Source organism: Flavobacterium sp. HNIBRBA15423 (assembly GCF_052655965.1).
Genome location: NZ_CP199751.1, coordinates 484,746 through 510,989 on the forward strand (window position 1 = coordinate 484,746; position 26,244 = coordinate 510,989).

At 29.3% G+C, this 26,244-nt stretch carries 27 protein-coding genes; 18 read left to right on the plus strand and 9 right to left on the minus strand.

The genetic code is table 11. The features are described from left to right. Nucleotides 1-123 precede the first annotated feature (123 nt). The 5 genes from ACULEV_RS02025 to ACULEV_RS02045 all read left to right on the plus strand — a co-directional run bounded on the left by ACULEV_RS02025 (nucleotide 124) and on the right by ACULEV_RS02045 (nucleotide 6,504). On the plus strand, nucleotides 124-1,449 hold the full coding sequence (locus ACULEV_RS02025; RefSeq protein ID WP_445457020.1) for a beta-1,3-glucanase family protein: 1,326 nt from the start codon (nucleotides 124-126) through the stop codon (nucleotides 1,447-1,449). A gap of 194 nt (nucleotides 1,450-1,643) precedes the next feature. Further along, nucleotides 1,644-2,099: a hypothetical protein gene (locus ACULEV_RS02030; RefSeq protein WP_445457021.1), complete on the plus strand. Its 456-nt coding sequence runs from the start codon at nucleotides 1,644-1,646 to the stop codon at nucleotides 2,097-2,099. A gap of 408 nt (nucleotides 2,100-2,507) precedes the next feature. Continuing rightward, a complete protein-coding gene (locus tag ACULEV_RS02035; protein ID WP_445457022.1) occupies nucleotides 2,508-4,067 on the plus strand; it encodes a hypothetical protein in 1,560 nt (519 codons plus the stop codon). Between the two features lie 137 nt (nucleotides 4,068-4,204). Further along, a complete protein-coding gene (locus tag ACULEV_RS02040; protein WP_445457023.1) occupies nucleotides 4,205-5,755 on the plus strand; it encodes a hypothetical protein in 1,551 nt (516 codons plus the stop codon). A 404-nt stretch (nucleotides 5,756-6,159) separates the two neighbouring features. Beyond that, entirely contained in the window at nucleotides 6,160-6,504 is a 345-nt protein-coding gene (locus ACULEV_RS02045; RefSeq protein WP_445457024.1) for a hypothetical protein, read from the plus strand. Nucleotides 6,505-6,559: 55 nt separating this feature from the next. Here ACULEV_RS02045 and ACULEV_RS02050 read toward each other — a convergent pair whose 3' ends face one another. Genes ACULEV_RS02050 through ACULEV_RS02075 form a run of 6 tightly spaced genes read right to left on the minus strand, consistent with a single transcriptional unit; the run spans nucleotide 6,560 to nucleotide 10,625 of the window. After that, the gene (locus ACULEV_RS02050) at nucleotides 6,560-7,003 is read right to left on the minus strand and encodes an SRPBCC family protein (protein WP_445457025.1); all 444 of its coding nucleotides are present in this window, start codon (nucleotides 7,001-7,003) and stop codon (nucleotides 6,560-6,562) included. 3 nt (nucleotides 7,004-7,006) lie between these two features. After that, entirely contained in the window at nucleotides 7,007-7,912 is a 906-nt protein-coding gene (locus tag ACULEV_RS02055) for a TIGR01777 family oxidoreductase (protein WP_445457026.1), read from the minus strand. Nucleotide 7,913: 1 nt separating this feature from the next. Continuing rightward, a complete protein-coding gene (locus ACULEV_RS02060; RefSeq protein WP_445457027.1) occupies nucleotides 7,914-8,735 on the minus strand; it encodes a DCC1-like thiol-disulfide oxidoreductase family protein in 822 nt (273 codons plus the stop codon). Continuing rightward, a complete protein-coding gene (locus tag ACULEV_RS02065; RefSeq protein WP_445457028.1) occupies nucleotides 8,719-9,723 on the minus strand; it encodes a YqjF family protein in 1,005 nt (334 codons plus the stop codon). Before ACULEV_RS02065 ends, ACULEV_RS02060 begins: the two co-directional genes overlap by 17 nt. Before the next feature lie 3 nt (nucleotides 9,724-9,726). Then, on the minus strand, nucleotides 9,727-10,059 hold the full coding sequence (locus ACULEV_RS02070; protein ID WP_445457029.1) for a hypothetical protein: 333 nt from the start codon (nucleotides 10,057-10,059) through the stop codon (nucleotides 9,727-9,729). Nucleotides 10,060-10,118: 59 nt separating this feature from the next. Next, entirely contained in the window at nucleotides 10,119-10,625 is a 507-nt protein-coding gene (locus ACULEV_RS02075; protein ID WP_445457030.1) for a GbsR/MarR family transcriptional regulator, read from the minus strand. Between the two features lie 129 nt (nucleotides 10,626-10,754). On the opposite strand from ACULEV_RS02075, the gene ACULEV_RS02080 reads away from it, so the two are divergent. After that, the gene (locus ACULEV_RS02080; protein ID WP_445457031.1) at nucleotides 10,755-11,219 is read left to right on the plus strand and encodes a hypothetical protein; all 465 of its coding nucleotides are present in this window, start codon (nucleotides 10,755-10,757) and stop codon (nucleotides 11,217-11,219) included. 80 nt (nucleotides 11,220-11,299) lie between these two features. Here ACULEV_RS02080 and ACULEV_RS02085 read toward each other — a convergent pair whose 3' ends face one another. Further along, nucleotides 11,300-11,656, minus strand: coding sequence for a potassium channel family protein (locus tag ACULEV_RS02085; RefSeq protein ID WP_445457032.1), 357 nt, complete (start codon nucleotides 11,654-11,656; stop codon nucleotides 11,300-11,302). Between the two features lie 108 nt (nucleotides 11,657-11,764). On the opposite strand from ACULEV_RS02085, the gene ACULEV_RS02090 reads away from it, so the two are divergent. After that, nucleotides 11,765-12,352 carry a glutathione peroxidase gene (locus tag ACULEV_RS02090; RefSeq protein ID WP_445457033.1) on the plus strand — a complete coding sequence of 196 codons (588 nt, stop codon included), beginning with the start codon at nucleotides 11,765-11,767 and terminating at the stop codon, nucleotides 12,350-12,352. On the opposite strand, the gene ACULEV_RS02095 is transcribed toward ACULEV_RS02090, so the two are convergent. Beyond that, a complete protein-coding gene (locus ACULEV_RS02095) occupies nucleotides 12,353-12,853 on the minus strand; it encodes a GNAT family N-acetyltransferase (RefSeq protein ID WP_445457034.1) in 501 nt (166 codons plus the stop codon). It lies immediately after the preceding gene. A gap of 104 nt (nucleotides 12,854-12,957) precedes the next feature. Here ACULEV_RS02095 and menD point away from each other — a divergent pair, with 104 nt between their 5' ends. The 6 genes from menD to ACULEV_RS02125 all read left to right on the plus strand — a co-directional run bounded on the left by menD (nucleotide 12,958) and on the right by ACULEV_RS02125 (nucleotide 18,196). Then, complete coding sequence (menD, locus tag ACULEV_RS02100; protein ID WP_445457035.1) at nucleotides 12,958-14,628, plus strand: 2-succinyl-5-enolpyruvyl-6-hydroxy-3-cyclohexene-1-carboxylic-acid synthase; 1,671 nt, start codon at nucleotides 12,958-12,960, stop codon at nucleotides 14,626-14,628. Nucleotides 14,629-14,715: 87 nt separating this feature from the next. After that, nucleotides 14,716-15,057 (plus strand): DUF2853 family protein, encoded by a 342-nt coding sequence (locus ACULEV_RS02105; protein WP_445457036.1) that lies wholly within the window; start codon nucleotides 14,716-14,718, stop codon nucleotides 15,055-15,057. A 108-nt stretch (nucleotides 15,058-15,165) separates the two neighbouring features. Further along, nucleotides 15,166-16,023 (plus strand): carboxylating nicotinate-nucleotide diphosphorylase, encoded by an 858-nt coding sequence (gene nadC / locus ACULEV_RS02110; protein WP_445457037.1) that lies wholly within the window; start codon nucleotides 15,166-15,168, stop codon nucleotides 16,021-16,023. After that, the gene (locus ACULEV_RS02115; RefSeq protein ID WP_445457038.1) at nucleotides 16,023-16,949 is read left to right on the plus strand and encodes a YihY/virulence factor BrkB family protein; all 927 of its coding nucleotides are present in this window, start codon (nucleotides 16,023-16,025) and stop codon (nucleotides 16,947-16,949) included. Before nadC ends, ACULEV_RS02115 begins: the two co-directional genes overlap by 1 nt. Before the next feature lie 23 nt (nucleotides 16,950-16,972). Beyond that, the gene (locus ACULEV_RS02120; RefSeq protein ID WP_445457039.1) at nucleotides 16,973-17,536 is read left to right on the plus strand and encodes a chalcone isomerase family protein; all 564 of its coding nucleotides are present in this window, start codon (nucleotides 16,973-16,975) and stop codon (nucleotides 17,534-17,536) included. Between the two features lie 99 nt (nucleotides 17,537-17,635). Continuing rightward, a complete protein-coding gene (locus tag ACULEV_RS02125; RefSeq protein WP_445457040.1) occupies nucleotides 17,636-18,196 on the plus strand; it encodes a chalcone isomerase family protein in 561 nt (186 codons plus the stop codon). A gap of 65 nt (nucleotides 18,197-18,261) precedes the next feature. Here the strand turns inward: ACULEV_RS02125 and ACULEV_RS02130 are convergent, their stop codons facing one another. Then, complete coding sequence (locus tag ACULEV_RS02130) at nucleotides 18,262-19,122, minus strand: alpha/beta fold hydrolase (protein WP_445457041.1); 861 nt, start codon at nucleotides 19,120-19,122, stop codon at nucleotides 18,262-18,264. A 109-nt stretch (nucleotides 19,123-19,231) separates the two neighbouring features. Here ACULEV_RS02130 and ACULEV_RS02135 point away from each other — a divergent pair, with 109 nt between their 5' ends. The 5 genes from ACULEV_RS02135 to porQ all read left to right on the plus strand — a co-directional run bounded on the left by ACULEV_RS02135 (nucleotide 19,232) and on the right by porQ (nucleotide 26,239). Continuing rightward, entirely contained in the window at nucleotides 19,232-20,050 is an 819-nt protein-coding gene (locus tag ACULEV_RS02135) for a M48 family metallopeptidase (RefSeq protein WP_445457042.1), read from the plus strand. A 62-nt stretch (nucleotides 20,051-20,112) separates the two neighbouring features. Beyond that, a complete protein-coding gene (locus tag ACULEV_RS02140; RefSeq protein WP_445457043.1) occupies nucleotides 20,113-21,402 on the plus strand; it encodes an MFS transporter in 1,290 nt (429 codons plus the stop codon). Between the two features lie 39 nt (nucleotides 21,403-21,441). Next, complete coding sequence (locus ACULEV_RS02145; RefSeq protein WP_445457044.1) at nucleotides 21,442-22,449, plus strand: DUF6252 family protein; 1,008 nt, start codon at nucleotides 21,442-21,444, stop codon at nucleotides 22,447-22,449. 199 nt (nucleotides 22,450-22,648) lie between these two features. Next, entirely contained in the window at nucleotides 22,649-25,102 is a 2,454-nt protein-coding gene (gene lon, locus ACULEV_RS02150; RefSeq protein ID WP_445457045.1) for an endopeptidase La, read from the plus strand. A gap of 117 nt (nucleotides 25,103-25,219) precedes the next feature. Next, the gene (gene porQ / locus ACULEV_RS02155) at nucleotides 25,220-26,239 is read left to right on the plus strand and encodes a type IX secretion system protein PorQ (protein WP_445457046.1); all 1,020 of its coding nucleotides are present in this window, start codon (nucleotides 25,220-25,222) and stop codon (nucleotides 26,237-26,239) included. Nucleotides 26,240-26,244: the final 5 nt, after the last annotated feature.

Here is a 26,244-nt window from a genome sequence, read left to right on the forward strand (position 1 = left end):
GATACACTACTCTTGTGCTCTTAATTAACCATCTTATGCCTTTTTTTAAATTCTAAATTACTTTTGAATCTAACTTTATAGAAGTAAATAAAAATCAATTTATAAACTTCAAAAAAGTATAGTATGGCAACATTAAAAGTAATTTTTAAAAACAACAGTGGATTATCAGACAAACTTGTGTCTATTGGTTTTGTGTCAGGTAGTCAAACAGCACCATTTAGCATTAGCTATCCAAGTCCAAATTCACTAGAACCATTAGAATTAGAAGTACAACCATTAAATCAAGAAATAGGTAAAGGAAATTGGTATTCTTTAAAGGAATTGAGTAATGGAGTTTCCATTCAAAATTTTAGTGGCAGAATTTACATTTCTTATGGACAAACATGGTCGGTTTTGAACACGGGTTATGAGCCTGCACAAAATATTACAGATGCAAATTTTTTCCTCCGTTATGATAAAATGGAACTAACGTTTAACGGAAATCCAGCAGATGTAGCCGATTTAACAAGTATCGATTATTGGAGCATTCCTATGCAACTAGAAACTTATCTAAACGGAACAATTGTTCAAACGGATAACGGTATTAAAACAGGAATGACTTCTTACGAAATTTACACACAATTAAATGCATTAACAGCTACACCACAATCTGGTTTAGCAAATGCTTTGCCAGCACTTGTTCCAGGAAATTTCACACAACAACCTAATCAACCTGGTACAGGATTCGCTCGTATTATAGGTCCATCATCTTATCCACCAATTGGAGGAGTTCCTGTTACTCCTTATAATCTTTTTGAAGCGTATCTAAATTTTCTAATTCAAAATTTTGGACCAAGTACTACTGTTGGGAAAACGATTCCTGAACTAGGAAATGGAAATATAGCAACAATTGCGGGTCAATTTAACGGTGTTGGTCCAAACGTTCCTACATCTGGACCACAAAGTGCTCAGACATATAATTTAACTGCTTCAATAGATACTTCAGGAGATATAACACTTTCAGGAACTGTAGGAAGCGTTTCTGGAACGACTACTATGGTTTATAAAAAAAGTGACCTTATAAACCCAAGTGGCATATATGGTGCTAATGCTCCTTTTTCACTTAATGGAGGAGCTTCACAAAATCCAGCAAATGATGTTTATGGTTGGATTACGGGTGATTTACTAGCTGGGTTAAACATTGGAGCGATTGGTTCAGAAACTGTAATTAATAAAACAATGGTTGGAGCAATGACTAGTACTGATTGGTTTACTATACCCAATACTTCTTTGTTTAGTAATTTACAAAATAGTCCTTCCAACTATAATCAATATGCAGCTACATTACAAAAGCTATCGGATGCTTATAATTTTGCTTATTCTGATCGTTTTTCACCTGTATTAGTTTCCTTAAATCCGGCAACTGTAGACACCTTACAAATTTCTCTTCTTACTGCTATTGTAGATTAATATAAATAAAAGAATGCTTTGTTTTAAAACAGTAGTCTCATGCTTAAGTTTTCCTTTCTCATGGATAAAAATCAGCTACTTATGACTATTTCTCTAATAAAGCAGTTATAAAGCAATAACTTTATTAGAGAAATAAAAAATGAATATTCAACTAAATATTATAGAATTTAAATTTAATAACTAAATACAAAAACATGACAACAAGTAAAGTATTTCAATTATCAGCACTAAGTCAAAATGAGAATGGAGCTGCAGACGGGAGTAAAATTTTTTGTGAAGTAACAAAAATTGCTAAAGGCAATTTAAGAACAGGTTCGTTTCCTATTAATGAACTGGTTCATTTAACAACTCCTCCAGGACAAAATGGTTCAGGGCCAACACCAACATGGTTTCTAATACCTGATAGTGATATTTCAGAAACTTCGTTTGAATTACAAATTTCATGTCCGTCAGATTCAAACTATCCAAAAACATCAATTACAGTTAAAGCATCAGATGTTCAAAAATGGGCAGCAATACCTTATAATGAGAGAGATAATCAGATTTATCAAGAAGGAGAGTATGGTATTTTCGGTTTTGCTCAAGAAGGTCCAAATGGTTTAATTTATACAGTAACTGCAGGAGTTTTAAATCCACAATTACAAGGATAATTGTTTCTTTAACTTAAATTTATTCATTCAAAAAGCCACAACTTTGTGGCTTTTTGAATGAATATAAAGCCTTTTTTAAAACAACTTATTGATTACCTCAATTCTTTCATTATCTATTCCATCTTTACTATGGGAGTATCTTTTCTTACTAAAGAATTATTTTTAGATACTTCTGTTATTGTACAAATGTTTCTGTTTTTTTTGATTTATAGAATAGGTATTTCTACCTAGAGCTTGAGTGTTTTTACGTATTTGAAAATCAGATGTTTATACTCTAAAAAGAGCAAAAATTAAGAAGTATTTTTACACTGTAATATTACAAAAAGCATAGTGGAGTTCAGAAACCACATTAAAAAACGAGGCGAAACCTGAAAAGCCTTAAGAGTAAGGAAACAAATAAATAGAATCATGGAAACTTTACAAGAAATTTTAAAAGAAAATGCGACTTTGAAAACACTTGGCACACCTGCAGAATATGATGTTTATGCAGAATATATGTCAAATATTATTAAGCAACTTCCAAATCCAGGTAAGTTGAAATTATTAACAAATACTTCAAGCGCACAAGCATCTTTTTATTTTTTAGATGATGCAACAAGTGCAGTAAACGCTACTTTGTATAATAATTTATTAAATCAAAGAATTGAAGGAGATGGGCAAGTTAATGGAGTGGATCAAGTAGGACTAGCACAAGATGCATTTACCAATAGTTATCTTAGTGTTTATACAAAATTAAGATATCAATTGTCTCCAAATGATAAAGCTACCCAACAAAAGATTAATGCAGATGTTGCTTCAACAGTAAGAGCACTTATTCCTTTGTGGAATGCTTGGTATGATGCAATTCAACCTACAGATGTTAAGAAGCTAAATGCAACTAATACAGATATAGCCTTGATTCAAATGACTAATACTCTAAATACAGTTTGGATTAATCCAGAATATTTAGAAACTATTCAAAATGATTCTTCTTTTCCTTATACTCATCTAAACGATTTTAATGTTATTTATAATAAAATACCAGTATCTGTTTCTAAACAAATGAGAGATTATATGATAGAAGTATTCAATAAATCTGGTGCAGCTGGAGCGATAACTGCTGATATTGCTAATGCAACACAAACTTTAGCTGGTATTATAGATAATATACAAAAACCAACGACTGGAGATGGTGGAAATGGTGGAATGACAATTACAGGATCTGATAAAGCAATTCCAGGATTAGTGTTTGAACCAGCTAGACCAAACGCTTTAGTGGAGCAACTTAGCACTTTCCCTCCTTCTTCTGTTTTTCAATTCTCAAGAAGAGTTACTAAATCAAGTGAAACTACATTGAATGTTCAAGCATCAGCTAGTGGAGGAATATCGATTCCTATTTTATCGTTCTTTTCTATTGGAGCAAGTGGAGGAGTTAAAACAAGTATTTTTGAAAGAGACTATTCAGGTTCAGATTTTAAAGTAAATATAGTTGTTAATAACGCAACCCTTAGTCCACTTATGAGTAGTAGTCCAATGCTTTACAATATTTCGACTAAACAAGGTTGGATGTCAACTTCTCCAGTAAAAGACGCAATTAAGAATGGATATCCAGCACCAACAGGTATTACAGGTTATGTGTTTAATAGCGAACCAAACTTTAATTTTAATGAGAATGCGGATTTCGGATTTATTAATTCGTTAGTATTTAGTCAATTTCTTGAAATTAGCATTAGTTTTGAAAAATGTGACAGCAAACAAGTTAGAAAATACTTTGAAGAGCATACAGATACTGGAGTATATTTCTTAGGTATTCGTTTAGGAGGAGTAAGTCAATCTGCAAGTTATAGTTATTCTTATAGTGAAGAAACTACTACTTCAATTAAAGTTACAATAAAACCTGTAGCACCAGGGTATGTTCCAGGAACAGATAGTATTAATCAATCATTATCTCAATTAGTTGCTGTAGGAGTAGAATACCCTTTTGCTTAATTTCATTGAGTTAAATTAATTTAAGAGAGGATTATTAATCAGGATTTATGGTTAGTAATCCTCTTATTATTAAATATTAGTCTTAATTATATAGTGAAATTGTAATAAAAAGAAATGATTAATTAAAATAAACATAAATGGAAACTTTTATATCAAATATCTATAATAGAACTGTTGATGATATTTCGTCAGATAACCTTGAAGAATATCAGATTTATGCAGAATACATGTCAAATATTATTTCGCAATTACCAAATTCAAGTAGATTACAGTTTTTATTAGGAACATCTAGTGCACAAGCTTCATTTTATTTTATGGACAATAAAGGAGCAGTTAATGCTAGTCTATATAATAATTTATTAAACCAAAGAGTTTTAGGAGAAGGAGCTCAATATGGGGTGAAGCAAGTAAGTTTAACACTAGATTCATTTATAAATAGTTATTTAAGTGTTTATACAAAATTAAGGTATCAATTATCTCCAAGTGACAAAGCAACTCAACAAAGGATAAATGTTAGTGTAGCAGCCACAATAAAAGAACTGGTTCCTTTATGGAATACTTGGGTTACTCAATTTCAGCCAAAAAACGTTAGTAAATTAAATGAAACGAATACAGACATTGCACTAATTCAAATTACAGATACTTTGAATACAATATGGATTAATCATGAGTATATTGAAACATTAAAGGAAGATCCTTCTTTTCCTTATGTGCATATCGATGATTTTAAAAATATTTACAATCAAATTCCAAAAACAGTTATTAATGAGATGGTGGAATTAATGATAAATGTATATAAACTTTCAGGAGCAGCAGGACAAATAACATCTTGTATTGCTAATGCAATTCATACCTTAGCGGGTATAATCAGTAATTTACAAAGGCCTACTAAGGAGAATAAAGGACTTTCTTTAACTGGATCTAGTAAACTAATTCCAGGATTATTGTTTGAACCTATTAATCCTGATAATATAGTAAATCAACTAAATATGAATCCTGTTGTTCTATATAGCAATAATAATAAAGTAGTTAAATTATCTTCAAATCTTTTAAAAATAAAAATTGTAAATTCTCAAGAAGTTACGATTTCCCCTTTAAGATTTTTATCTAATACTTTAGAAAATGGAATTATAACTAGTGTATTTAAAGAAACATTTTCTGGCACATCTTATTTTGTAGAAGCAATCGTTAATAATCCAGTTGTTAATCCACAAATGAAATGTACTCCTAGGCCTTTTGATATTATGTCAAATACTGGCTGGATGCTTTCTGAACCAGTACAAGAGGCAATTAAAAACGGATATCCAGCTCCTACTGGTATTACTGGCTATGTGTTTAATAGTAAACCTAGTTTTAATTTTGGCAAAGATGGAGATTTTGGATTTATAAATTCCATTGTGTTTAGTCAGTTTCTTGAGTTATATATTACATTTACAAACTGTGACGTAAAAAAAGTAAAAAATTATTTCGAAAAAAATAAAGAATCAAAATTTAATTTTTTAGGTAAACCAATAGGAAAACCATCGATGACATTCCCTTATTCTTATAGGTTTTTAAATGAAACAAATGAAACCATCATGGTTGTAATTAAACCAGAGCCTCCTGGATATTTACCACCAAATAACAATGATATTACAAGTTCTTCTTGTCAGCTTGTAGCTGTTGAAATCATTTATCCTTTTGCTTAATAAATTTATTTATAAGCTGGTTTAATAGTGCTTTTTATTTATAAGAAAAGTATGGATTATTTTTTAAAATATCCATTTTATTGATTATCTCAATTTTTTCATTATCTGTTCCATTTTTACTATGGGAGTATCTTTTCTTACTAAAGAATTATTTTGTAGATACTTCTGTTATTGTACAGACTTTTCTGTGCTTTTTTGATTTGAATAGGGATTTCTACCTAGAGCTTGAGTGTTTTTACGTATTTGAAAATCAGATGTTTATACTCTAAAAAACACAAAAGTTAAGAAGTATTTTTACACTGTAATATTACAAAAGGCATAGTGGAGTTCTGAAACCACATTAAAAAACGAGGCGAAACCTGAAAAGCCTTAAGAGTAAGGAAACAAATAAATTAATAAATATCATGGAAAAATCAACCTTCACATGGCAGTTAGAAGCTTATGAAAAACAAGGGAATTTGTTTTTAAAATGGAGTACTAATGCACCATTTAGAGCACAACAAGGAAGAGTATATGTTTATAAAAGTGGATTCCCAGAAAAGCCAACAGATAATGCTAAGGCATGGAGTTGGGATAATGAACATAAACCTGAATGGGATACCAAATTACCTTGGGGAACAGGTTGGAATTGTGCTTATATAGCAGAAGAACCTGCAAATGGACCGTATGCATATTTTATAAAATTAACTACAACAAAAGAAATGGGGCCAAACGTTGCTAGAGTTGCAGATGTAAGTGAAATGAACTAGGTAAAATAAATTTATATCAAATAGAAGAGAGGTTTGCAAATTTTGTATACCTCTCTTATTTTTTATTTTTCAAGATTTCATTTCGATACAGTAGAAATGCAATCAAATGCTTTTTTAGAAAAAAATAATCAAACAATTTTCCAAACCATCCAAAAGGTGTTTCATATTGCAAAATATCTTGCATTATAGTTGTACCATTTTTCTCTTCAAATAGATGTTGGTGTTTAAATGATTTAAAATGACCTTTCAATTGTTTGTCCACAAAATAAGTAGGGAAATCCATTTCTGTAATAATACTTTGATGTTGAATATAAAAACCAAAGTGTTTTCCTTTCCATGTTACAGTTTCTCCTTTTTCAATTAATCCTGTAATTCTCCCTGCTATTGCTTTTTCATGAGTTTGACTAGCCGATTGTTGATGTAAATCGATATTTCTAGAGTTGTTGAAAACAGTTTCAATTTGAGCGTTTATTATAGTAGTGAGGTGAATTGTTGTCATAATTTATACTAAATTTTGAAATGTTTTTTCTAATGTATCAAATTCAAATTGAAAACCTTCTTGATGTAATCGTTCAGGAATGACATTTCTACTTTTTAAAACGAGTTCAGTTTCTGTTCTAATTATTTTTGCTCCAAATTTCAAAAAGAGAGTAGGTGTTGGTAAACCAATGGGCATTTTTACTGCTTTTCTCAATTGCTTCATAAAATCGTTGTTTCGTATAGGTTTTGGAGAAACAATATTAACAACACCAGTCATTTTTTCTTGTAAAATGAACTCGATAGCTCGTGCAAAATCATATTCATGAATCCAACTTATAAATTGTTTGCCATTGCCTTGTTTTCCACCTAAACCAAATTGTGTTAACCTTTTTAATGGAATAAAAGCACCACCTTTTTTACCCAAAACGATTGAAGTTCGTAATGCCGTTTTTAAAGTTTCTTTTGTAGGCACTTCAAAAAAAGTTTGTTCCCAAGTTTTGGCTATATTCATAGAAAAATCATTTCCTATTTCACCATTTAATTCAGTCATTTGTTTGTCTTCAGAATGTCTGTAAATAGTAGCCGTTGAAGAATTTAACCAGTGTTTCGGTGGTTTTTTGCAACTTAAAACAGCAATATTAAGAATCGCAGTACTATCTATTCTTGAAGCATAAATCTCTTTTTTATTTTCGGCAGTATAACGGCAATCCACAGATTTTCCTGCTAAATTGATTAATGCAGTTGCGTTTTCTAATTCGGTTTCCCAACCTGTGAGTGTTTTTGCATCCCAATGCACATATTTTATATTGTTTCTAATTTCAGATTTTCCACGCGTTAAAATCACGATTTCTTCACATTTGGTTTTGAAATAATTGATTAAAACTGCTCCTAAAAAACCTGTTCCTGCTACTATGACTATTTTGTTCATGTTATAAAAGTATGATGAAGATTAAAGCTAGAATTCGATATAAAATCCATGTTAATGTTAAGTGTTTTGGTAATTTTAAAAGTTTAATTCTTCTATAATGTTCCAATATCATTAAAGTAACGGTTAGCCCAAACCAACCTAGAACAACATATTCATGCATCGTAATAAATTGACTTATTAGTAAAAGAGGTGTCAAAAGCAAACTTCCCATGACAGAAATGGTAACCAAGTTTCCGATATAATTGAGTTGATTTTGTTTGCTTGCTTTTCGAATAAAAAGATATTGAAAACCAATTTGTCCAACAGCTAATAAAAGTTCTCTGCCAAAATTAGATTTGGGTAAAAGTGTAATGAATTCCGCATATTGAAACAATATATTTGCTGTGAAAAGTGTTGCTAATGCAATATAGAAAATCCGATATTTTATGTTAAAATCTGGTACGCAGGCTAATTTGTTTTCATAAATTATTTTACTTGGAGCAATTACTTTTCTATTGTATGAGATGAATTTATATAACTTTTTTAAAAAGTAATTTATTGGTTTCCAATTACCTACTTGTTCTATCCAAGGAAATGAATTGCCAATCACTTTTAGTAAACTGTCTATTCCATAAAGCACTTTTTTATTTTTAGTGTCTACTAATGCAATTTCGTTTTTAGCTTTATCTAAATCAATATACTTTTGTTCCTCATCCGATAGTGTTGTGAATGATTTTCTTCCGTTTTCATCTAGCATGTTTGCTTTTATAAATCCAGAAGTATAAAGGTTGCACATCGGACAATCTTCATCGTAAAGCAGGGTATGATTATTTAGCGTTTTCATGATAGAGTTTTCTTTTATTTTCCACACTTATTTCAGAACCTTTTGCTAAAATTATTGAACTTGGTTTTGTGTTTTCTAATTGAGCAAAATCAGTTCCATAAGCATTTTTAAAATCGACATCAATTTTTGTATCTATAACTTCATATTGTTCCCATCTTGGATGTTTTACTTCATATTCAAAAGTGGTTCTATCATTGTATTTGGTGTAGCCAAAATAATGTTCGCAAATAAATTCAGCTTCAGTATTCGCTTCAATAGGAAGTAATTCATTTTTTGCAGTTATTTCAATTGAATTCCATTTATGGTCTAATTTCCATTGGTAAACAAAATCTGATATTTCTTTAGAAATTATAATGCTATGTTTCATAGGAAGTGTTTGATAATGTTCTTTGTAAATAGTATTAGCTACAAAGGTTAAAGCATGTTTAGGAACAATTTCTTTAATGAAAACAACACCTCTTTTCCATTCGTTATTTTCAAAACGTTTGACATAAAAACGAAGATTTACCTCTTCAAAATTCACGTGAAAAGGAATTTTCCAATCTAATATTTTAGTGTTTTGAAAAAGAAAACCAACCAAGCTTACATAACATTTTCCATTATATAAATCGATTTCAGTTCCCTTTGGTAGATATTTTTCTAAAATTGTAGTATCAATTTCATAATTGATTAAGGCCAAGTTTTTCCAGTTTGCGGTTAAGAAGCTAATTGGCTTTCTATTGCGAATATGAATAATATAAGTTAGAAAGAAAATTAAAAAAACAGGAATTAAAAAGAACCAACTAAATTTACCATCCCAAAAAATGAAGAAAAAGAAAACTAAACCAAAATAAATATAGATTAGTTTGTTTTTTGGAGAATGTAGCATAAAAAGAATTGCAGCTAAAACTTGAAATATTCCTGTAAAACCTATTCCATATCCACCAAAAAGTAGAAAGAGAAGTGCAATTATATTGATGACTTTAATATGTTTTATTGATAATTTCATAGCTTAATTTTTAGTGTTATAAATAATTACTGAAAAATAAACCAGTAAAATAAAAGGTATAGGTGCTAATATATAAGTTACAATATCTATGTAATCCAATCCTGCATTTATTGCCCATGTTATAAAAAATAAACCAACACTTACAACATACAATTGTAAACTCTTGTTTGAAGGATTTTTAAATAACATTATTAATCCTAAAATAACTTGAATTAGCCCTGTTAACATGGTGGATACAGCAGCATAAAATAGGAATGTTTCACTTATACAACCCAAAAATAAAAGTATAATTGGTAATCCTATAGCAAATGTGTTCCAATATCGTATCGCTTTCATAAATCTATTTATTTTTAAACTTTCAGAAAAAAATGAAAGTTTTGATTAAATTTTTTTAGTTATTTCTTCATTATTTTAACAACCAATTTGGCTAACCAATTGTCTTTGTATTCTGTAATCTTATCCAAAACATTATCGGCTTTTAAAACAAAATCATATAATTTGCTAGTTTGTTCTACAAAATGTCTTTCTTCTGCTGTGCTTTTTGCATCTATAGAAGACACCTCTTTTAATACTTTTAAAGCTGGTTTAATTTCTCTTTTGCTTCTTTCTCTAGAAATTTTTACGGCTAATTCATCTAAATCTTTTTCTGCTGTGAAAAATTCTCTACGTTCACCAGCTTTGTATTCTTTGTAAACAATTCCCCAATCCATTAAAGCTCTAATATTCATGCTTGCATTACCACGAGAAATTTGTAGTTCTTCCATAATGTCTTCCATAGAAACAGGTTCGTTACTAATCATTAACAAAGCATGAATTTGAGCCATGGTTTTATTAATTCCCCATTGCGAACCTAATGCTCCCCAAGTTTGAACGAATTTGTTTTTTGCTTCTTTGAATTCCATTTTTTTGTTTTATCATATTTGATAGTACAAATGTATATAAAAGTTTTTAAACTTTCAAAAAAAAATGAAAGTTTGTTTTGGCATAATATTTGGATTTATTCTATCAATAACAAATTAAAGAAATATATTATGAAAACTATAAACACTAAAAGTACTAATGAAGTTGTAAGACAAAGGACGAAAACTTTTCTTTTTCTTTTTGTATTATTTTTTGCTTTACAAAGTAATGCTCAACTATCGGTTAGTATTATTATAAATTCAAATACAAGTCGTGTATATGAAACTGAACATAGACATGTTCATAATACAAGATGTCATCATGAAGAAGTAGTAGATTATTATTACTACCCAGAAATTGAAGTTTATTTTGATCTACAATCTTCTGTATTTATTTATTATGGTTCAAATGGATGGGTTAGAACTAAATGTTTACCTAGATATTACAATGATTATGATGTTCAGAGAGGATATAGAGTAGAGCTAGATTACCATGGACAAAGACCTTATACCTATTTTCACGATCATAAAATGAAATATAAAACAAAGAAACATAAGTATAATAAAGGAAAACATAAAGGTCATAAAAAACACTAAGATAAATTCTTGACATGTTTGTTTTAAAAGCGAATTGTCTTAATTGATAATTCGTTTTTGTTTTATAAATGTTTGGTAAATTATTGGAAATCCTTTCCTTGTTTTTTTAATTTCTTTCTTAAAATTTCTTTGCGTTCTTTATAACGCATGTGCGTGTAATGATGTTGAATGGTATTAATAAAACTAAGAATCATACCAATACCAACTATTATATATAAAACAGTAAATAATTTTCCACCATCAGTTTTTGGAGCAAAATCCCCATAACCTATAGTAGTTAGGGTAACTACAGAAAAATAAAGTGAATCTATTACACTCCATCCTTCTAAAAAATGATAAGTAACAGTTCCAATTAAGACAATCATTATGGTGGTAATTAACAAATCTCGGTATTCATCATCTTGCAAAAATGAAATTAAGGTTCTGTAGAAAAACATAATGCTTATTTATTTAGTTTTCTAAAGTACAAAATTTTATTAATATTTATGATTTGTTTAAGAAGATTAGCATGCTAAAAAACGTAATTTTATCATAAATTTTATAAAATGAAAAAGGTTTTAATTATTTGTACTATTCTATTTTCGATTTGTCAGAATTTACAAGCTCAAACGACTCATAAGAAAGAGAAAACAAAAAACGAAATTATGAAAGAAAATATATACCAATTTAAAGTAGAAGATATTGAAGGGAATGAATTTGACTTCTCCACTTTAAAAGGAAAGAAAATAATGGTAGTTAATACAGCTTCTAAATGTGGATTAACACCACAATATAAAGATTTGCAAACTTTGTATGATAAATATAAAGACAATAATTTTGTAATTGTAGGTTTTCCTGCAAATAATTTCGCTTCTCAAGAACCAGGTAATGATGAGGAAATAGCAGCTTTTTGCGAAAGAAATTATGGAGTTACTTTTCCTATGATGAGTAAGATTTCTGTCAAAGGATCAGATATGGATCCGATTTATAAGTTTTTGACCCAAAAAGAAAAGAACGGTTTAGAAAATAGTGAAGTAGAATGGAATTTTCAGAAATACCTTATTAATGAAAAAGGAGAATTGGAAAATGTAATTTCACCACGTACTTCACCAACTGATGCTTCAATTGTTAATTGGATTGAAAATAAAGAGTAATTAAGGTTTTAAAAATAATTGCATTAGGATAGAATTAAGCCAGCGATCAAACTTATAACCAGATTGTTTTATTGTTCCAATCATTTCAAAACCTGAATTTTTATGAAATGACACACTGTTTTGATTTTCTGAATCTATAACAGCTATCATTGTGTTCAAATTTTGTTTTTTGGCTAATGTAATTAATTCGGCTAATAGTAATTTTCCTATTCCCTTTTTATGGTAATCTTTAGAAACATAAACCGAATGTTCTACTGTGAATTGGTAAGCTATTCTTAAGCGAAATTCACTATAATAACCAAAGCCAACTACTTTTTGATTTACTTCTGCAACAATAATTGGGAAGCTTTTTGCAAGCTTCTCTTCAAATATACTTAATTGCTCTTCAAGATTTCTTGGCTCATATTCATATATATTAGTAGTATGAATAATATTATAATTTATTATATCTAAAATAGCTTTACAATCTGAGGAATTATAAGGTCTTAAGGTAACTGACATTGAAGAAGAATTTATTTTCTTGTAAAATTATTAAAAACCTTGTTAACTTTTTACCTTTGTAGTTCAATTTATTCGTTCCATTTAAGAACCTTTACTGTAAAGATTTGATACCAAAAAATAAATACCCTAAAATTCCTTTAGCGCAAACTATTATTGCTATTTGTAAGGCCAAAGGATTAAAACATATTGTTATTTCTCCAGGCTCTAGAAACGCTCCTTTAACTATAGGTTTTGTAAGCAACTCTTTTTTTAAGTGTTACAGTATTGCAGATGAACGTTGTGCAGCTTTTTTCGCATTGGGAATTGCACAACAATTAAGCGAACCTGTTGCGGTTGTTTGTACTTCTGGTTCTGCTGTTTTAAATTATTATCCAGCTGTTGCGGAAGCTTTTTATAGCCAAATTCCATTGGTTGTTATTAGTGCAGATCGACCTCAAGATAAAATAGATATTGGTGATGGTCAAACGATTCGTCAAGAAAATGTTTTTTCAAATCATATTATTAATAGTGCAAATTTAACTGAAAATGTTTCTGAAGAAAACGATATTGCTATTCAATATGCTTTGCATTTGGCTGTAAGCCAAAAAGGTCCTGTGCATATTAATGTGCCTTTTGAAGAACCTTTGTATGAAACTGTCGATGAAATTTTGGTAACTCCTAAATGGGCTTCATTTGAGAGTAAAGCACAATCAAGTTTTGTTCTCAAAGAAGAAGATGTCAAAAGATGGAATTCAAGTAGGAAAAAATTAATACTAGTTGGAGAAAGTAAGCCAAATATAATTGAAGAATCTATCATAAACTTTTTGGCTAAAGACAATTCTCTAATAGTCATGACTGAAAAAACATCTAATCTTCATCATGATAGTTTTGTGAGTCATATTGATACTATTATTACTCCATTTACAGAAGAAGAATTCTCTTATTTTAAACCCGATATTTTGTTAACCTTTGGAGGAATGGTGGTTTCAAAACGAATAAAGGCTTTTCTTAGGAAATATAAACCAAATGAACATTGGCATGTAGATACATTAAGAGCTTATAATACATATGGAAGTCTTACAAAACATTTTCAAACTGATATTCAAACCTTTTTTAAAGAACTACTAACTCCTAATAGTTCTTATGAAGAAGGGTATAATTTAAAATTGCAAGAAATTATTCAGTTAAGAAAAAACAAAACGATTTCTTATTTAAGTGAAATTCCTTTTTCAGATTTTAAAGTATTTGATTTTATAACTAAAAGTTTGCCTAATAATTGTCAGTTACAAATTAGTAACAGTTCAGCTATAAGATATTTACAATTATTAAATATTGATAAATCTATAACCGTTTTCTGTAATAGAGGAACTAGTGGAATAGACGGAAGTACTTCAACTGCTATTGGAGCGGCTGTCGCTTCTGATAGACAAACGGTTTTTATTACAGGTGATATTAGTTTTTTTTATGATAGTAATGCGTTGTGGAATAATTATATTCCAAAAAACTTCAAAATTATACTGATTAATAATAATGGTGGAGGTATTTTTAGAATTTTACCAGGGCATAAAGAAGATGAGGTTTTTAATACATATTTTGAAACTTCACATAGTTTGAATGCAAAGCATCTAGCTAAAATGTTTGGGTTTAATTATCAAAGAGCTACTAACTTGGAAGAATTAGAATCGGAATTGTCTTTATTCTTTTTAAAAGAGGATAAACCAAGTTTACTAGAAATTAATACTCCAGAAAAAATAAACGATAAAATTTTATTAGATTATTTTAAAAATTTAAAATAAAATTATACTTTTATGAATAAATCTTACATTTTGTAGTAAAATTAACTAATTTTAAAAAAATCTAAAAACAACTTAAATAACAAAATTATGAGTAAAAGAGACGAGTTAATTACCAAGTACGCAGCAGATTTAAAAGATAAATGTGGTGTTACTCCAGATATGGAGCTATTAACTAAAGTAACAATTGGTTGTGGACCATCAATTTATAATGCAGATTCTTCAACAGTTTCTGGAACAGATGATAAAGAATTAGCAACTGTAAAAAATAATTTTTTAATTAAAAAATTAGGTTTAAAAGACGGACCTGAATTAGATAAAGCAATTGCAGCAGTAATTGATCAATATGGAAAATCAAATAAAAATAAATATAGAGCAGTCTTTTATTATTTATTAACGAAGCATTTTAAAAAAGAAGCTGCTTATAAATAATAAGTTGTTTAATCTATCCCGATTTAATCGGGATTTTTTTTGTATTTATGTTAAAAATAAAATATTTATGAAATCGAATTCTTAATTTAGCATTTCAAATTTTAGAATATGATTTCAGAAGAACAATTTCAAAAAGAATTAGATTTAATTATTGCTAATGCCATAAGAGAAGATGTTGGAGACGGTGATCACAGTTCATTAGCCTGTATTCCTAAAGAAGCAAAAGGGAAAGCAAAACTATTAGTTAAAGATAAAGGAATTATTGCAGGAGTAGAATTTGCTAAAATGGTATTTGCTTATGTAGATAAAGAAATGATTATAGAAACTTTTATTAATGATGGAGAGAAAGTAGAATATGGTGATGTAGTTTTTCATGTTTCTGGAAGCTCACAATCTATACTTAAAGCAGAAAGACTGGTTTTAAATGCTATGCAACGAATGAGTGCAATTGCTACTAAAACTAATCACTATGTAAATTTATTAGAAGGGACTTCTACTAAAGTTTTAGATACTAGAAAAACAACGCCTGGACTTAGGGCTGCTGAAAAATGGGCAGTAAAGATTGGTGGTGGAGAAAATCATAGGTTTGCTCTTTATGATATGATAATGCTTAAAGATAATCATATTGATTTTGCAGGAGGTATTACTCAAGCAATTGAGAAAACAAAGAAATATTTGAAAGAAAATAATAAAGATTTAAAAATAATTGTTGAAGCAAGAGATATTGAAGAAGTTAAGGAAATTCTTCAAGCAAATTTTGTTTACAGAATATTATTAGATAATTTTACTTTTGATATGACGAAAGAGGCGGTTGCATTAATTGGTAATACTTGCTTAACAGAATCTTCAGGTAATATTAATGAAAATACAATAAGAGAATATGCGGAATGTGGTGTTAATTATATATCTTCCGGTGCATTAACACATTCTGTTTATAACATGGATTTAAGCTTAAAAGCAATTTAATGTCTGAAGTGATTGAAAATAAATTGGATAAAATTCCAGTTGTAAAACATCTTGTTGCTTTAGGGAAGAAGATTACTTTCTCTTCTTTGGAAGGCTTATCACTTTATGATATAATTGAATTATATGTTTTAGGGATTTTCAAAGGAGCCTTTTCTTATAGGGCTAGTGCTGTTGCATTTAGTTTTTTTATGGCATTATTTCCATTTGCATTATTTATTTTAAATTTAATTCCTTATATTCCAATCGAAAATTTTCAAGATGATTTTTTGTATTTTGTTGAGAAGGGCGTACCTCCAAATACTTATGAAGCTATAGCGTTAATTATCAGTGATATTATGAATACTAGTTATAAAAGTTTACTTTCTTCTGGTTTTATTTTGTCTATTTTTTTAATGACAAACGGGGTAAATGCAATATTAGGTGGCTTTGAAATGTCGACACATATTACCATTACAAGAGGTTTTTTTCGACAATATTTTATTTCTTTAGCTATTTCAATAACGTTGTCTTTAATATTGATTATTACAGTTGCTTCAATAATAATCTTTGAGGTATTAATTCAAAAAATTAAGTTTCAAGGATTTATAAGTAATGATGTTTATTTGATGGAATGGGGCAGATATTTATTTGTGATTTTAATGATTTTAATAACAACATCAATTTTATATAAATTTGGAACAACAGAAACAAAAAACATCTCTTTTATTAGTTATGGAGCGGTTTTTACAACCTTGTTAATTATTCTAACTTCTTATATATTTGGTATTTATGTTGAGAAATTTGCAAGATATAATGAGTTGTATGGATCAATTGGCACGCTTCTTGTTTTAATGTTTTATATCTGGATAAATTGTATGGTTCTTTTACTAGGTTTCGAATTAAATGCAACTATTAACAAATTAAAAAGAAAAAATTTATATATTTAACAATTATTTAATAAATTTGAACTATGAGAAAACTTTACCTACTGTTAACTTTTACAATGTTACCCCTAATTTATTCTACAGCTCAATCTAAATTGTCTGGTGTAAGTGTTTATGAAACATTATCTTTTGGAGGCAATCGCCTCGTTTTAAATGGTGCGGGTGTCAAAGAAAAAGTTTGGATAGATATGTATGTTGCATCTTTGTATGTGCCAACAAAAACTACAAATGCAGATCAAATTATCAACAGTACCGAACCAGCGATTATTAAAATTAATGTAGTTTCTGGATTATTAAAGTCTGAAAGAATGAAGGAAATGTTTGATGAAGGTTTCCAAAATTCAATGAATGGAAGTACTTCTGCTTTAAAAACTGAAATAGATAAATTTATTTCATTTTTTGATAGCACAATGAAAGAAAATGATGAATTCATGATTGTTTATAATCCTAAAACTGGAATTACAGTTTTTAAGAATAGTGTAAAAAGAGGTGTCATTGAAGGTCATGACTTTAAAAAAGCTTTATTTGGTGTTTGGCTGTGTGTAAAACCAGCTGATGAAAAATTAAAGAAAGCTATGCTAGGCTTGTAATTTTTTTGTGAAATAGATATTTATTTTCTTTAACAAAAGGAATTTCATAAAAATTTCAATAAAAAAATGTAAATTAGCAAAAAAACAATAAACAAAATTATGAAAAAACATTTTTTTACATTTTTAATTATTTTTATTACATCATATGTTGGTGCTCAAACAACAGTTTCTGGTGTAAAACTTGACGAAACTATTACTGTTGAAGGTAAGAAGTTAGTTTTTAATGGTGCTGGAACTAGAGAGAAATGGTGGATAGATTTATATGTTGGATCCTTATATCTTCCTAAAAAAAGCACTAATGGAACTGAAGTAGTAAATAGTACTGAAATGGCAGCAATAAAATTAGACGTTGTTTCAGGAATGGTTTCTTCTGAAAAAATGATGAGTGCATTAGATGAAGGGTTTTTAAAATCAACAAATAATAACATTGAGCCAATTAAAAATGATATTGTTAAATTTAAATCTTTTTTTAATGAAAAGTTTAAAAAAGGAGATTCTTTTACATTTGCAAATGTTCCAGGAACAGGAGTAGTCGTTTATAAAAATGGCGTGAAAAAAGGTTCTGTTGATGGGCAAAACTTTAAAAAAGCATTATTTGGCATTTGGTTGTCTAACAATCCTGCAGATAAAGATTTAAAAAAATCAATGTTAGGAATGTAGTTAGCGTGATGTTTTACAAAACAATGAAAAACACTTCTATAATTAGAAGTGTTTTTTGTTTTAAATTAGTTTAATAAGAATGATTCAATTTCTTGAATTACTTTCTCATCTCCTAATATTTTTCGGTGACCAAGACCTTCAGTTGTAATTAGTTGGCTGTTTTTTAAATGTAAGTGTATGTTTCTAGATGCTGTATAAGGAACATCTATATCATTTTTGTCGTGAATTATCAAAGTAGGAACATCAATATTTCTTGCAGCTACATTTGAAGAAAAACTTTCCATATTGATATTATGCTTCTTTTCAAATAAGTTTCTCATTTTTTCTGCAATAATGGGTTTTAGTTTCAATTTTGATACAAAATCTTTTAAAATGTCATTTACGCTATCTCCACTGCCAATGATAACTAATTTTCGAACTTGCAAACCATTTTTAATGGCATTTAAAATTGACATACTTCCCAATGAATGTCCTATTGCATATTCAAAAGGACCAAATTTTCTATCAAGTTCTAAGATACTTTCGATAAACTCTGGCATTAAAGTGCTTTTTCCTGGTGACTTACCATGAGCAGGAGCATCAAAACTAATAGTAGAATAGCCAAGTTCTAATAATTTATCTGCAATCTTTACAAGTTGAGTGCCTCTTCCTGACCAACCATGAACTAATAATACTTTTTTTATACTTTCTCCATATTGATAAACCATGATTTGTTTTTTGATTTTTGGAATATAAAACAATTCTTGCTTGCTGTTTTTATCCATAAAAAATTCTCTTTTTGGAATTTTGTATTTTATAGGAGAACCAAAGAGTTTAGTCGCAAATTTAACAGTAAGCTTGGTTGATACTTTTTGTAAAATAGAAATAAATTTGAGTAATGAAGAAGGAATAGAATCAGTAGAAATATTTTTTTTTCTTTTATTCATATATCAATATTATTGGTAGATTTAAGATACAAAAATACTATTAATTTTTCTTAATGAATGTTTGAATTCATTTTTAAAAAGTAGTAACTTTGTTTAAAACAAATTAAAGATGAATCATAAAATAAAATTTCTATTTGTATTATTTTTTGCATTGGTTTTATCCTGTGCGAAAAATCCTTTTACAGGAGAACGAACAATGGCTTTTGTTCCTAATAGTCAAATTTTTCCATCAGCTTTTCAACAATATGATCAGTTTTTGTCTGAGAATAAAGTTGTAAAAGGAACTTCAGAAGCAAAAAAAATTGAAAATATTGGAATGAAGATTAAAACTGCTGCTGAAAGATGGTTGAACGCTAATGGTAAATCAGATTATTTAGAAGGATATGCTTGGGAATATAATTTAGTGGATAGTAAGGAATTGAATGCTTGGTGTATGCCAGGCGGTAAAATTGTTTTCTATACAGGGATTCTTCCAGTTTGTAAAGACGATGCAGGTATTGCAGCAGTTATGGGGCATGAAGTTGCACATGCATTAGCAAATCACGGACAGCAACGAATGAGTGCAGGTTTATTACAACAATTAGGTGCTGTAGGAGCACAAGTTGCAGTAGGTAATAAAGATCCGCAAACACAAGCATTAATAATGCAAGCTTATGGAGTAGGTTCACAAGTTGGAGGAATGTTGCCTTTTAGTAGAAGTCATGAAAGTGAAGCGGATATGATTGGTTTAAATTTAATGGCAATTGCAGGTTATGATCCAATTAATGCAGTTCGTGTTTGGGAAAGAATGTCTGCCCTAGCTACTGGTTCTTCTACTCCAGAAATTTTAAGTACTCATCCTAGTAATGAAACGAGAATAAAAGAATTAACGGCATTAATTCCTGCAGCAAAAACAGAAGCTGCAAAATTTGGTGTTACATTTAAATAATATTAAAAAAATAAGTATATTCAATCCCGATTTAAACTCGGGATTTTTATTTTAATATCATTATGGAAAAATTACAAAAAGGAAGTAAAAAGTTATTAAACGCTTGGGCTTTTTATGATTGGGCAAACTCTGTATATTCATTAGTAATATCTTCAAGTATATTTCCTTTATATTTTGGTTTTTTGTATTCTAAAGAAAATCCAACAATAAATTTTTTAGGAAACGATTTTAAAAGCACGGCACTAATTAGCTATGTTACAGCTTTTGCTTTTCTAACGGTAGCTTTTTTGTCTCCTTTACTTTCTGGTATTGCTGATTATGTGGGTAATAAAAAGCGATTTATGCAATTCTTTTGTTATTTAGGAGCTTTATCTTGTATTGGTTTGTATTGGTTTACAGAAAAAAATGTTTATTGGGGTATTTGCTGTTTCTATTTTGGGTTAATCGGTTTTTGGGGAAGTATTGTTTATTATAATTCCTATTTGCCAGATATTGCTTATACTGAACAACAAGATTCTCTTAGTGCAAAAGGGTTTTCATATGGATATGTTGGGAGTGTTATTTTGTTGCTTATTTGTTTGGGATTAATTTTAACTAAAGAAGGTAAGGAAGAATCAACGAATGCTATGAGGTTGTCCTTTGTATTAACAGGTATATGGTGGCTTCTATTTAGTCAATATACTTTTTATTATTTACCAAAAGGAAATAAATCGAACAATAAAGTCTCCAGAAAAATATTTTTAAACGGTTTTAAAGAATTGCTAAAAGTTCAAAAACAGTTATTTAATAATTTGGTCTTAAAAAAGTATTTGATAGCTTTCTTTGTATATAGTATGGCTGTGCAAACAGTTATGCTTGTTGCGACTTATTTTGGAGAACAAGAGATTAATTGGGAAACGGATAGTCAAAAAACTTCAGGATTAATTATAAGTATATTAGTTATTCAATTGGTTGCTGTATTTGGAGCTTATATCACTTCAAAAATGGCTCTAAAATTCGGAAATATTGAAACATTACTCTTTATCAATGTTATTTGGGCAGTAATTTGTGTTTTTGCCTTTTTTGTAACAGAACCTATTCATTTTTATGTAACAGCAGGATTTGTAGGTTTAGTTATGGGTGGAATTCAATCTTTATCTCGATCAACATATTCTAAATTTTTACCAGAAACAGAAGACACAGCTTCCTATTTTAGTTTCTATGATGTAGCGGAAAAAATAGGTATTGTTATAGGAATGGGGATTTTTGCGACAATTGATCAAATATCTGGTTCTATGCGAAATGCAATTGTTTTTTTAGCTGCTTTTTTTATAATAGGAGTCTTTTTATTAGTAAGAGTGCCAAAAAAATAAAAATAAAAACTATTTTTGGCTACTTTTAATTTATATGTAATGAAAAAAATAAACAATCTTTTTGCTTTTATTGTTTTAATAGCTACTTTTTCAATCACTTCTTGTAGCGAAGTGGAGCCTTTGGATCCTGTTTTGTCTGGTCAAGTAAATTCGGGTAATGGAAATGGTTCTGGATCAGGTAGTACTGGTGGAGGAAATTCTGGAGGAGGAAGTACTACAGGAACTGTTTTTAAAGCTGATTTTGATGGACAAACATGGAATAATGCTTCAACTATACAAGCAATAGTGAATTCAGATTATATATCTATTTCAGCAATGAAGAGTAATGGAAGTTTTTTTCAAGTAACAATTCCTCAAGGAACAGTAGGAACTTATAATTGGGCTACTGCAACATCTATAACTTCTCTTGGATTAGTTTATTCTGCTGGAAGTGGTCAGGTGCCATTTGTCAGCCTAAGTAATTCTGACGCAACTAATCAAGGCTTTACAAATTATGTAGATACTGCAGAATTAGTGATTTCTTCAATTAACACAACTACAAATATTATAACAGGTACTTTTAAGTTTACTGGAGTAAGATATGATAGTACTTTAACGCAAACGGAAACAAAAAATTTTACAAATGGTCAATTTTCTGTTCCTTTCACATCTAATAATACATCTCCTTCTACAAATAGTTTTTTCTGTAAGTTAGATGGTTCAGATTTTATTCCTACAAATGTTGATGGTATTCAAGCTAATAATTCTATAACAATAATCGGTAGAAGGGGAAATATAGAAAATATTTCTTTAAGTTTAGTAGGAGGAATGGCTCCAGGGACATATGACTTAGAGAATTTGCCATTAGGTACTAATAATATCGGATTATATAATCAAGATGCGTCTGGAATGAATTCATTTGGTGCTAATCCTGGTACCGTAACAATTACTACTCATGATGTTGCAACAAAGCATATAGTTGGTACATTTCAGTTTACCGGAACTAGTTTTCTTACCACAGATACACATAGTATTAGTGATGGGGAATTTGATGTTTATTATCAGTAAAAAAGTTTAAAAAAAAATATTTAAATCCTGAAAGAAAACTTTCAGGATTTTTTTATGGCACAAATCTTGACTTCTTATTTAGCTTGTGAGAAGCTAAATTGCTTATTATTGTTGATTTTCAGTATTTTAATACTAATTTTGCAATACAATAATAACCATTTTTACTAGTTATTAATGACAAAATGACCCTTTTATAATTATGCCAAATCAAAAAATATTAACATTTGACAACTTGTCACTTCAAGAAATTGATTCTGATGCAGAATTAATTCCATTATTAACTCCTGAAGATGAAGAGGAGATGAATAATGAACAATTGCCAAATGATTTACCTATTCTATCGCTTAGAAATACCGTTTTATTTCCTGGAGTTGTTATTCCAATTACCGCAGGAAGAGATAAATCTATTAAATTAATTAATGATGCTAATGCTGGTGGAAAAGTTATTGGTGTTGTAGCTCAAATTGATGAAAATATTGAAGAGCCAACTCCAAATGATGTACACCATATAGGTACTGTTGCTCGTATTATTAGAGTTTTAAAAATGCCTGATGGAAATACCACCGTAATCCTTCAAGGTAAAAAACGTTTTGAAATAGATACTTTTACACAAGAAGAACCTTATTTAAAAGCAACAATTAAAGAAGTTAGTGAAGCAAGACCTAATGCTGATGATGTAGAATTTAATACAATTGTAGATTCTATAAAAGATTTGGCTATCCAAATCATAAAGGAAAGTCCAAATATTCCAACAGAAGCTACTTTTGCTATTAAAAATATTGAAAGTAATCCTTTCTTAATCAATTTTGTGTCTTCAAATATGAATCTTTCAGTTGAAGAAAAGCAAAATTTACTTTCTATTAATAATTTAAAGGAAAGAGCACTAGAGACACTTCGTTTTATGAATTTAGAGTTACAAAAACTCGAATTAAAAAATGATATTCAGTCCAAAGTTAGATTTGACTTGGATCAACAACAAAAAGAATATTTCTTGCATCAGCAGATGAAAACCATTCAAGAAGAATTAGGTGGTGTTTCTTATGAGGCAGAAATTGAGGAGATGCGTGAGAAAGCTAAAGCGAAAAAATGGGATGAAAAGGTAGCTGAGCACTTTGAAAAAGAAGTTTCAAAATTACAACGTTCTAATCCAAATTCTCCCGATTTTGGTATTCAAAGAAATTATTTGGAATTGTTTTTAGATTTGCCATGGAACGAATTTTCAAAAGATAATTTCGATTTAAAAAGAGCTCAAAAAATATTAGATAGAGATCATTTTGGTTTAGAAGATGTAAAACAAAGAATAATAGAGCATTTAGCCGTTTTAAAATTGAGAAATGACATGAAATCTCCTATTATATGTCTGTTTGGTCCTCCAGGTGTAGGAAAAACCTCCATTGGAAAATCTATAGCAGAAGCTTTAGGAAGAGAATATGTTAGAATTTCATTAGGAGGAATGCGTGATGAAGCTGAAATTCGTGGGCATAGAAAAACATACATAGGAGCAATGCCAGGTCGTATTATTCAAAGTATAAAAAAGGCAAAAACTTCAAATCCTGTCTTTGTTTTAGATGAGATAGATAAATTATCAAGTAGTTTTAATGGTGATCCATCTTCAGCTTTATTAGAAGTTTTGGATCCTGAACAAAATGGTGATTTTCATGATAATTTCTTAGAGTTAGGTTATGATTTGTCTAAAGTAATGTTCATAGCAACATCAAATAGCATGTCAACCATTCAACCTGCTTTGAAAGATAGAATGGAAATTATTAACATGTCAGGTTATACTATTGAAGAAAAAGTAGAAATTGCAAGAAAGCATTTGTTGCCAAAACAATTAAAAGAACACGGATTAAGTTCAGATGATTTGCATATTGGTAAAAAACAATTAGAAAAAATAGTTGTTGGTTATACTAGAGAATCTGGTGTGCGTGGTTTAGAGAAAAAAATCGCACAAGTAGTTCGTAATGCTGCAAAATCTATTGCAATGGAAGAAACATATAATAAAACCTTAACCGATGAAGATATTTTAGCAGTATTAAAATCTCCTCGTTTAGAACGTGATAAATATGAAAACAATGAAACGGCTGGAGTAGTAACAGGTTTAGCTTGGACTTCAGTAGGTGGTGATATTTTGTTTATCGAGTCGACTATTTCAAAAGGAAAAGGAGTAATGACTATGACTGGAAACCTTGGAACGGTAATGAAAGAATCGGTAACAATTGCTTTGGAATATATTAAATCAAATAGTGAATTACTCGGCATTCCTGATGAAGTTTTAAATAATAATAATATTCATATTCACGTTCCTGAAGGTGCTACTCCAAAAGATGGACCAAGTGCAGGTATTGCTATGTTAACTTCTATGGTTTCTACATATACTCAAAAGAAAATCAAAAAAAGTTTAGCCATGACAGGGGAAATAACTTTAAGAGGAAAAGTTTTGCCAGTAGGTGGAATTAAAGAAAAAATACTAGCTGCTAAAAGAGCTAATATTAAAGAAATTATTCTTTGCCATGAAAATAAACGAGATATAGATGAAATTAAACCTGAATATTTAAAAGGATTAACTTTTCATTATGTTGATAGAATGAATGAAGTAGTTGCTATAGCAATTACTAATCAAAAAGTAAAAAATGCTAAGAAATTAGATTAATTTTCAATTTTAGTATATAAGAGAAATTCCGATTTAGAAATAAGTCGGAATTTGTTTTTATTATATCCATATATAATTTTATCTTCGCATAAGCGTTTATAGCTTATACATTTCAAAATGCTTAAAAGAATATTGCTATTTTCTTTGTTTCTTTTCTCTACTGTTCATTATGGACAAATAGGAGGTAAGTATGTATACCAATTTCTAAATTTAGCACAATCTCCACGTCAGGCGGCTTTAGGAGGAAAAACGGTTACTGTTGTGGATTATGATGTGAATCAGGCTTTCTATAATCCAGCTACCATTAATCAAAAAATGAGCAATCGCTTATCTGCTAATTATGGAAATTATTATGGAGAAGTTTCTTATGGGACAGCTGCTTACGCTTATACTTGGGATCAACATGTACAAACTTTTCATGCAGGAGTCAATTATATTAATTATGGAACATTTGAAGGTAGAGATGAGTTAGGAAATACTACTTCCGATTTTACAGGTAGCGAGGCTGCTTTGTCTTTAGGGTATGCTTATAATATTCCTTGGACAGACATGTATATTGGAACCAATTTAAAATTAATTTCATCCACTTTAGAGTCTTATAATTCTTGGGGAGTGGCAACCGATTTAGGGTTTTTATATGTTGACGAGAAAAATGATATTAATTACGGACTTGCCGTTCGTAATTTAGGTTTTCAAATTACTCCTTATCAAGATGTGAGAGAAAAACTACCCTTATCGATTGATGCTGGAGTTTCTCAATTATTAGAAAATGTTCCTATTCGTTGGCATTTAACCTTTGAAAATTTACAACAATGGAATATTGCATTTTCAAATCCTAATAGGGCAGAAAATACATTAGATGGTGAAACTAATGAAGAAAAAGTATCTTTTTTTAATAATGCTTTGCGACATGTAATTATGGGTGCAGAACTATTCCCTGAAAAAGGATTCAATATTCGTTTAGGTTATAATTTTAGAAGAGGACAAGAATTAAAAATATTAGATCAAAGAAGTTTTGCAGGAATTTCTGCAGGATTTGGTTTGCGATTTGGAAAAATAAAGTTTGATTATTCGTATTCTAGATACACATTAGCAGCAAGTAGCAATTTGTTTGGTTTGATGATTAATTTAGAATAAAGAGG

Excerpts from the sequence above, each read along its gene's own strand:
- ACULEV_RS02025 (WP_445457020.1), top strand. The coding sequence starts at position 124 with ATGGCAACATTAAAAGTAATTTTTAAAAACAACAGTGGATTATCAGAC.
- ACULEV_RS02030 (WP_445457021.1), top strand. The coding sequence starts at position 1,644 with ATGACAACAAGTAAAGTATTTCAATTATCAGCACTAAGTCAAAATGAG.
- ACULEV_RS02035 (WP_445457022.1), top strand. The coding sequence starts at position 2,508 with ATGGAAACTTTACAAGAAATTTTAAAAGAAAATGCGACTTTGAAAACA.
- ACULEV_RS02040 (WP_445457023.1), top strand. The coding sequence starts at position 4,205 with ATGGAAACTTTTATATCAAATATCTATAATAGAACTGTTGATGATATT.
- ACULEV_RS02045 (WP_445457024.1), top strand. The coding sequence starts at position 6,160 with ATGGAAAAATCAACCTTCACATGGCAGTTAGAAGCTTATGAAAAACAA.
- ACULEV_RS02050 (WP_445457025.1), bottom strand. The coding sequence starts at position 7,003 with ATGACAACAATTCACCTCACTACTATAATAAACGCTCAAATTGAAACT.
- ACULEV_RS02055 (WP_445457026.1), bottom strand. The coding sequence starts at position 7,912 with ATGAACAAAATAGTCATAGTAGCAGGAACAGGTTTTTTAGGAGCAGTT.
- ACULEV_RS02060 (WP_445457027.1), bottom strand. The coding sequence starts at position 8,735 with ATGAAAACGCTAAATAATCATACCCTGCTTTACGATGAAGATTGTCCG.
- ACULEV_RS02065 (WP_445457028.1), bottom strand. The coding sequence starts at position 9,723 with ATGAAATTATCAATAAAACATATTAAAGTCATCAATATAATTGCACTT.
- ACULEV_RS02070 (WP_445457029.1), bottom strand. The coding sequence starts at position 10,059 with ATGAAAGCGATACGATATTGGAACACATTTGCTATAGGATTACCAATT.
- ACULEV_RS02075 (WP_445457030.1), bottom strand. The coding sequence starts at position 10,625 with ATGGAATTCAAAGAAGCAAAAAACAAATTCGTTCAAACTTGGGGAGCA.
- ACULEV_RS02080 (WP_445457031.1), top strand. The coding sequence starts at position 10,755 with ATGAAAACTATAAACACTAAAAGTACTAATGAAGTTGTAAGACAAAGG.
- ACULEV_RS02085 (WP_445457032.1), bottom strand. The coding sequence starts at position 11,656 with ATGTTTTTCTACAGAACCTTAATTTCATTTTTGCAAGATGATGAATAC.
- ACULEV_RS02090 (WP_445457033.1), top strand. The coding sequence starts at position 11,765 with ATGAAAAAGGTTTTAATTATTTGTACTATTCTATTTTCGATTTGTCAG.
- ACULEV_RS02095 (WP_445457034.1), bottom strand. The coding sequence starts at position 12,853 with ATGTCAGTTACCTTAAGACCTTATAATTCCTCAGATTGTAAAGCTATT.
- ACULEV_RS02105 (WP_445457036.1), top strand. The coding sequence starts at position 14,716 with ATGAGTAAAAGAGACGAGTTAATTACCAAGTACGCAGCAGATTTAAAA.
- nadC (WP_445457037.1), top strand. The coding sequence starts at position 15,166 with ATGATTTCAGAAGAACAATTTCAAAAAGAATTAGATTTAATTATTGCT.
- ACULEV_RS02115 (WP_445457038.1), top strand. The coding sequence starts at position 16,023 with ATGTCTGAAGTGATTGAAAATAAATTGGATAAAATTCCAGTTGTAAAA.
- ACULEV_RS02120 (WP_445457039.1), top strand. The coding sequence starts at position 16,973 with ATGAGAAAACTTTACCTACTGTTAACTTTTACAATGTTACCCCTAATT.
- ACULEV_RS02125 (WP_445457040.1), top strand. The coding sequence starts at position 17,636 with ATGAAAAAACATTTTTTTACATTTTTAATTATTTTTATTACATCATAT.
- ACULEV_RS02130 (WP_445457041.1), bottom strand. The coding sequence starts at position 19,122 with ATGAATAAAAGAAAAAAAAATATTTCTACTGATTCTATTCCTTCTTCA.
- ACULEV_RS02135 (WP_445457042.1), top strand. The coding sequence starts at position 19,232 with ATGAATCATAAAATAAAATTTCTATTTGTATTATTTTTTGCATTGGTT.
- ACULEV_RS02140 (WP_445457043.1), top strand. The coding sequence starts at position 20,113 with ATGGAAAAATTACAAAAAGGAAGTAAAAAGTTATTAAACGCTTGGGCT.
- ACULEV_RS02145 (WP_445457044.1), top strand. The coding sequence starts at position 21,442 with ATGAAAAAAATAAACAATCTTTTTGCTTTTATTGTTTTAATAGCTACT.
- lon (WP_445457045.1), top strand. The coding sequence starts at position 22,649 with ATGCCAAATCAAAAAATATTAACATTTGACAACTTGTCACTTCAAGAA.
- porQ (WP_445457046.1), top strand. The coding sequence starts at position 25,220 with ATGCTTAAAAGAATATTGCTATTTTCTTTGTTTCTTTTCTCTACTGTT.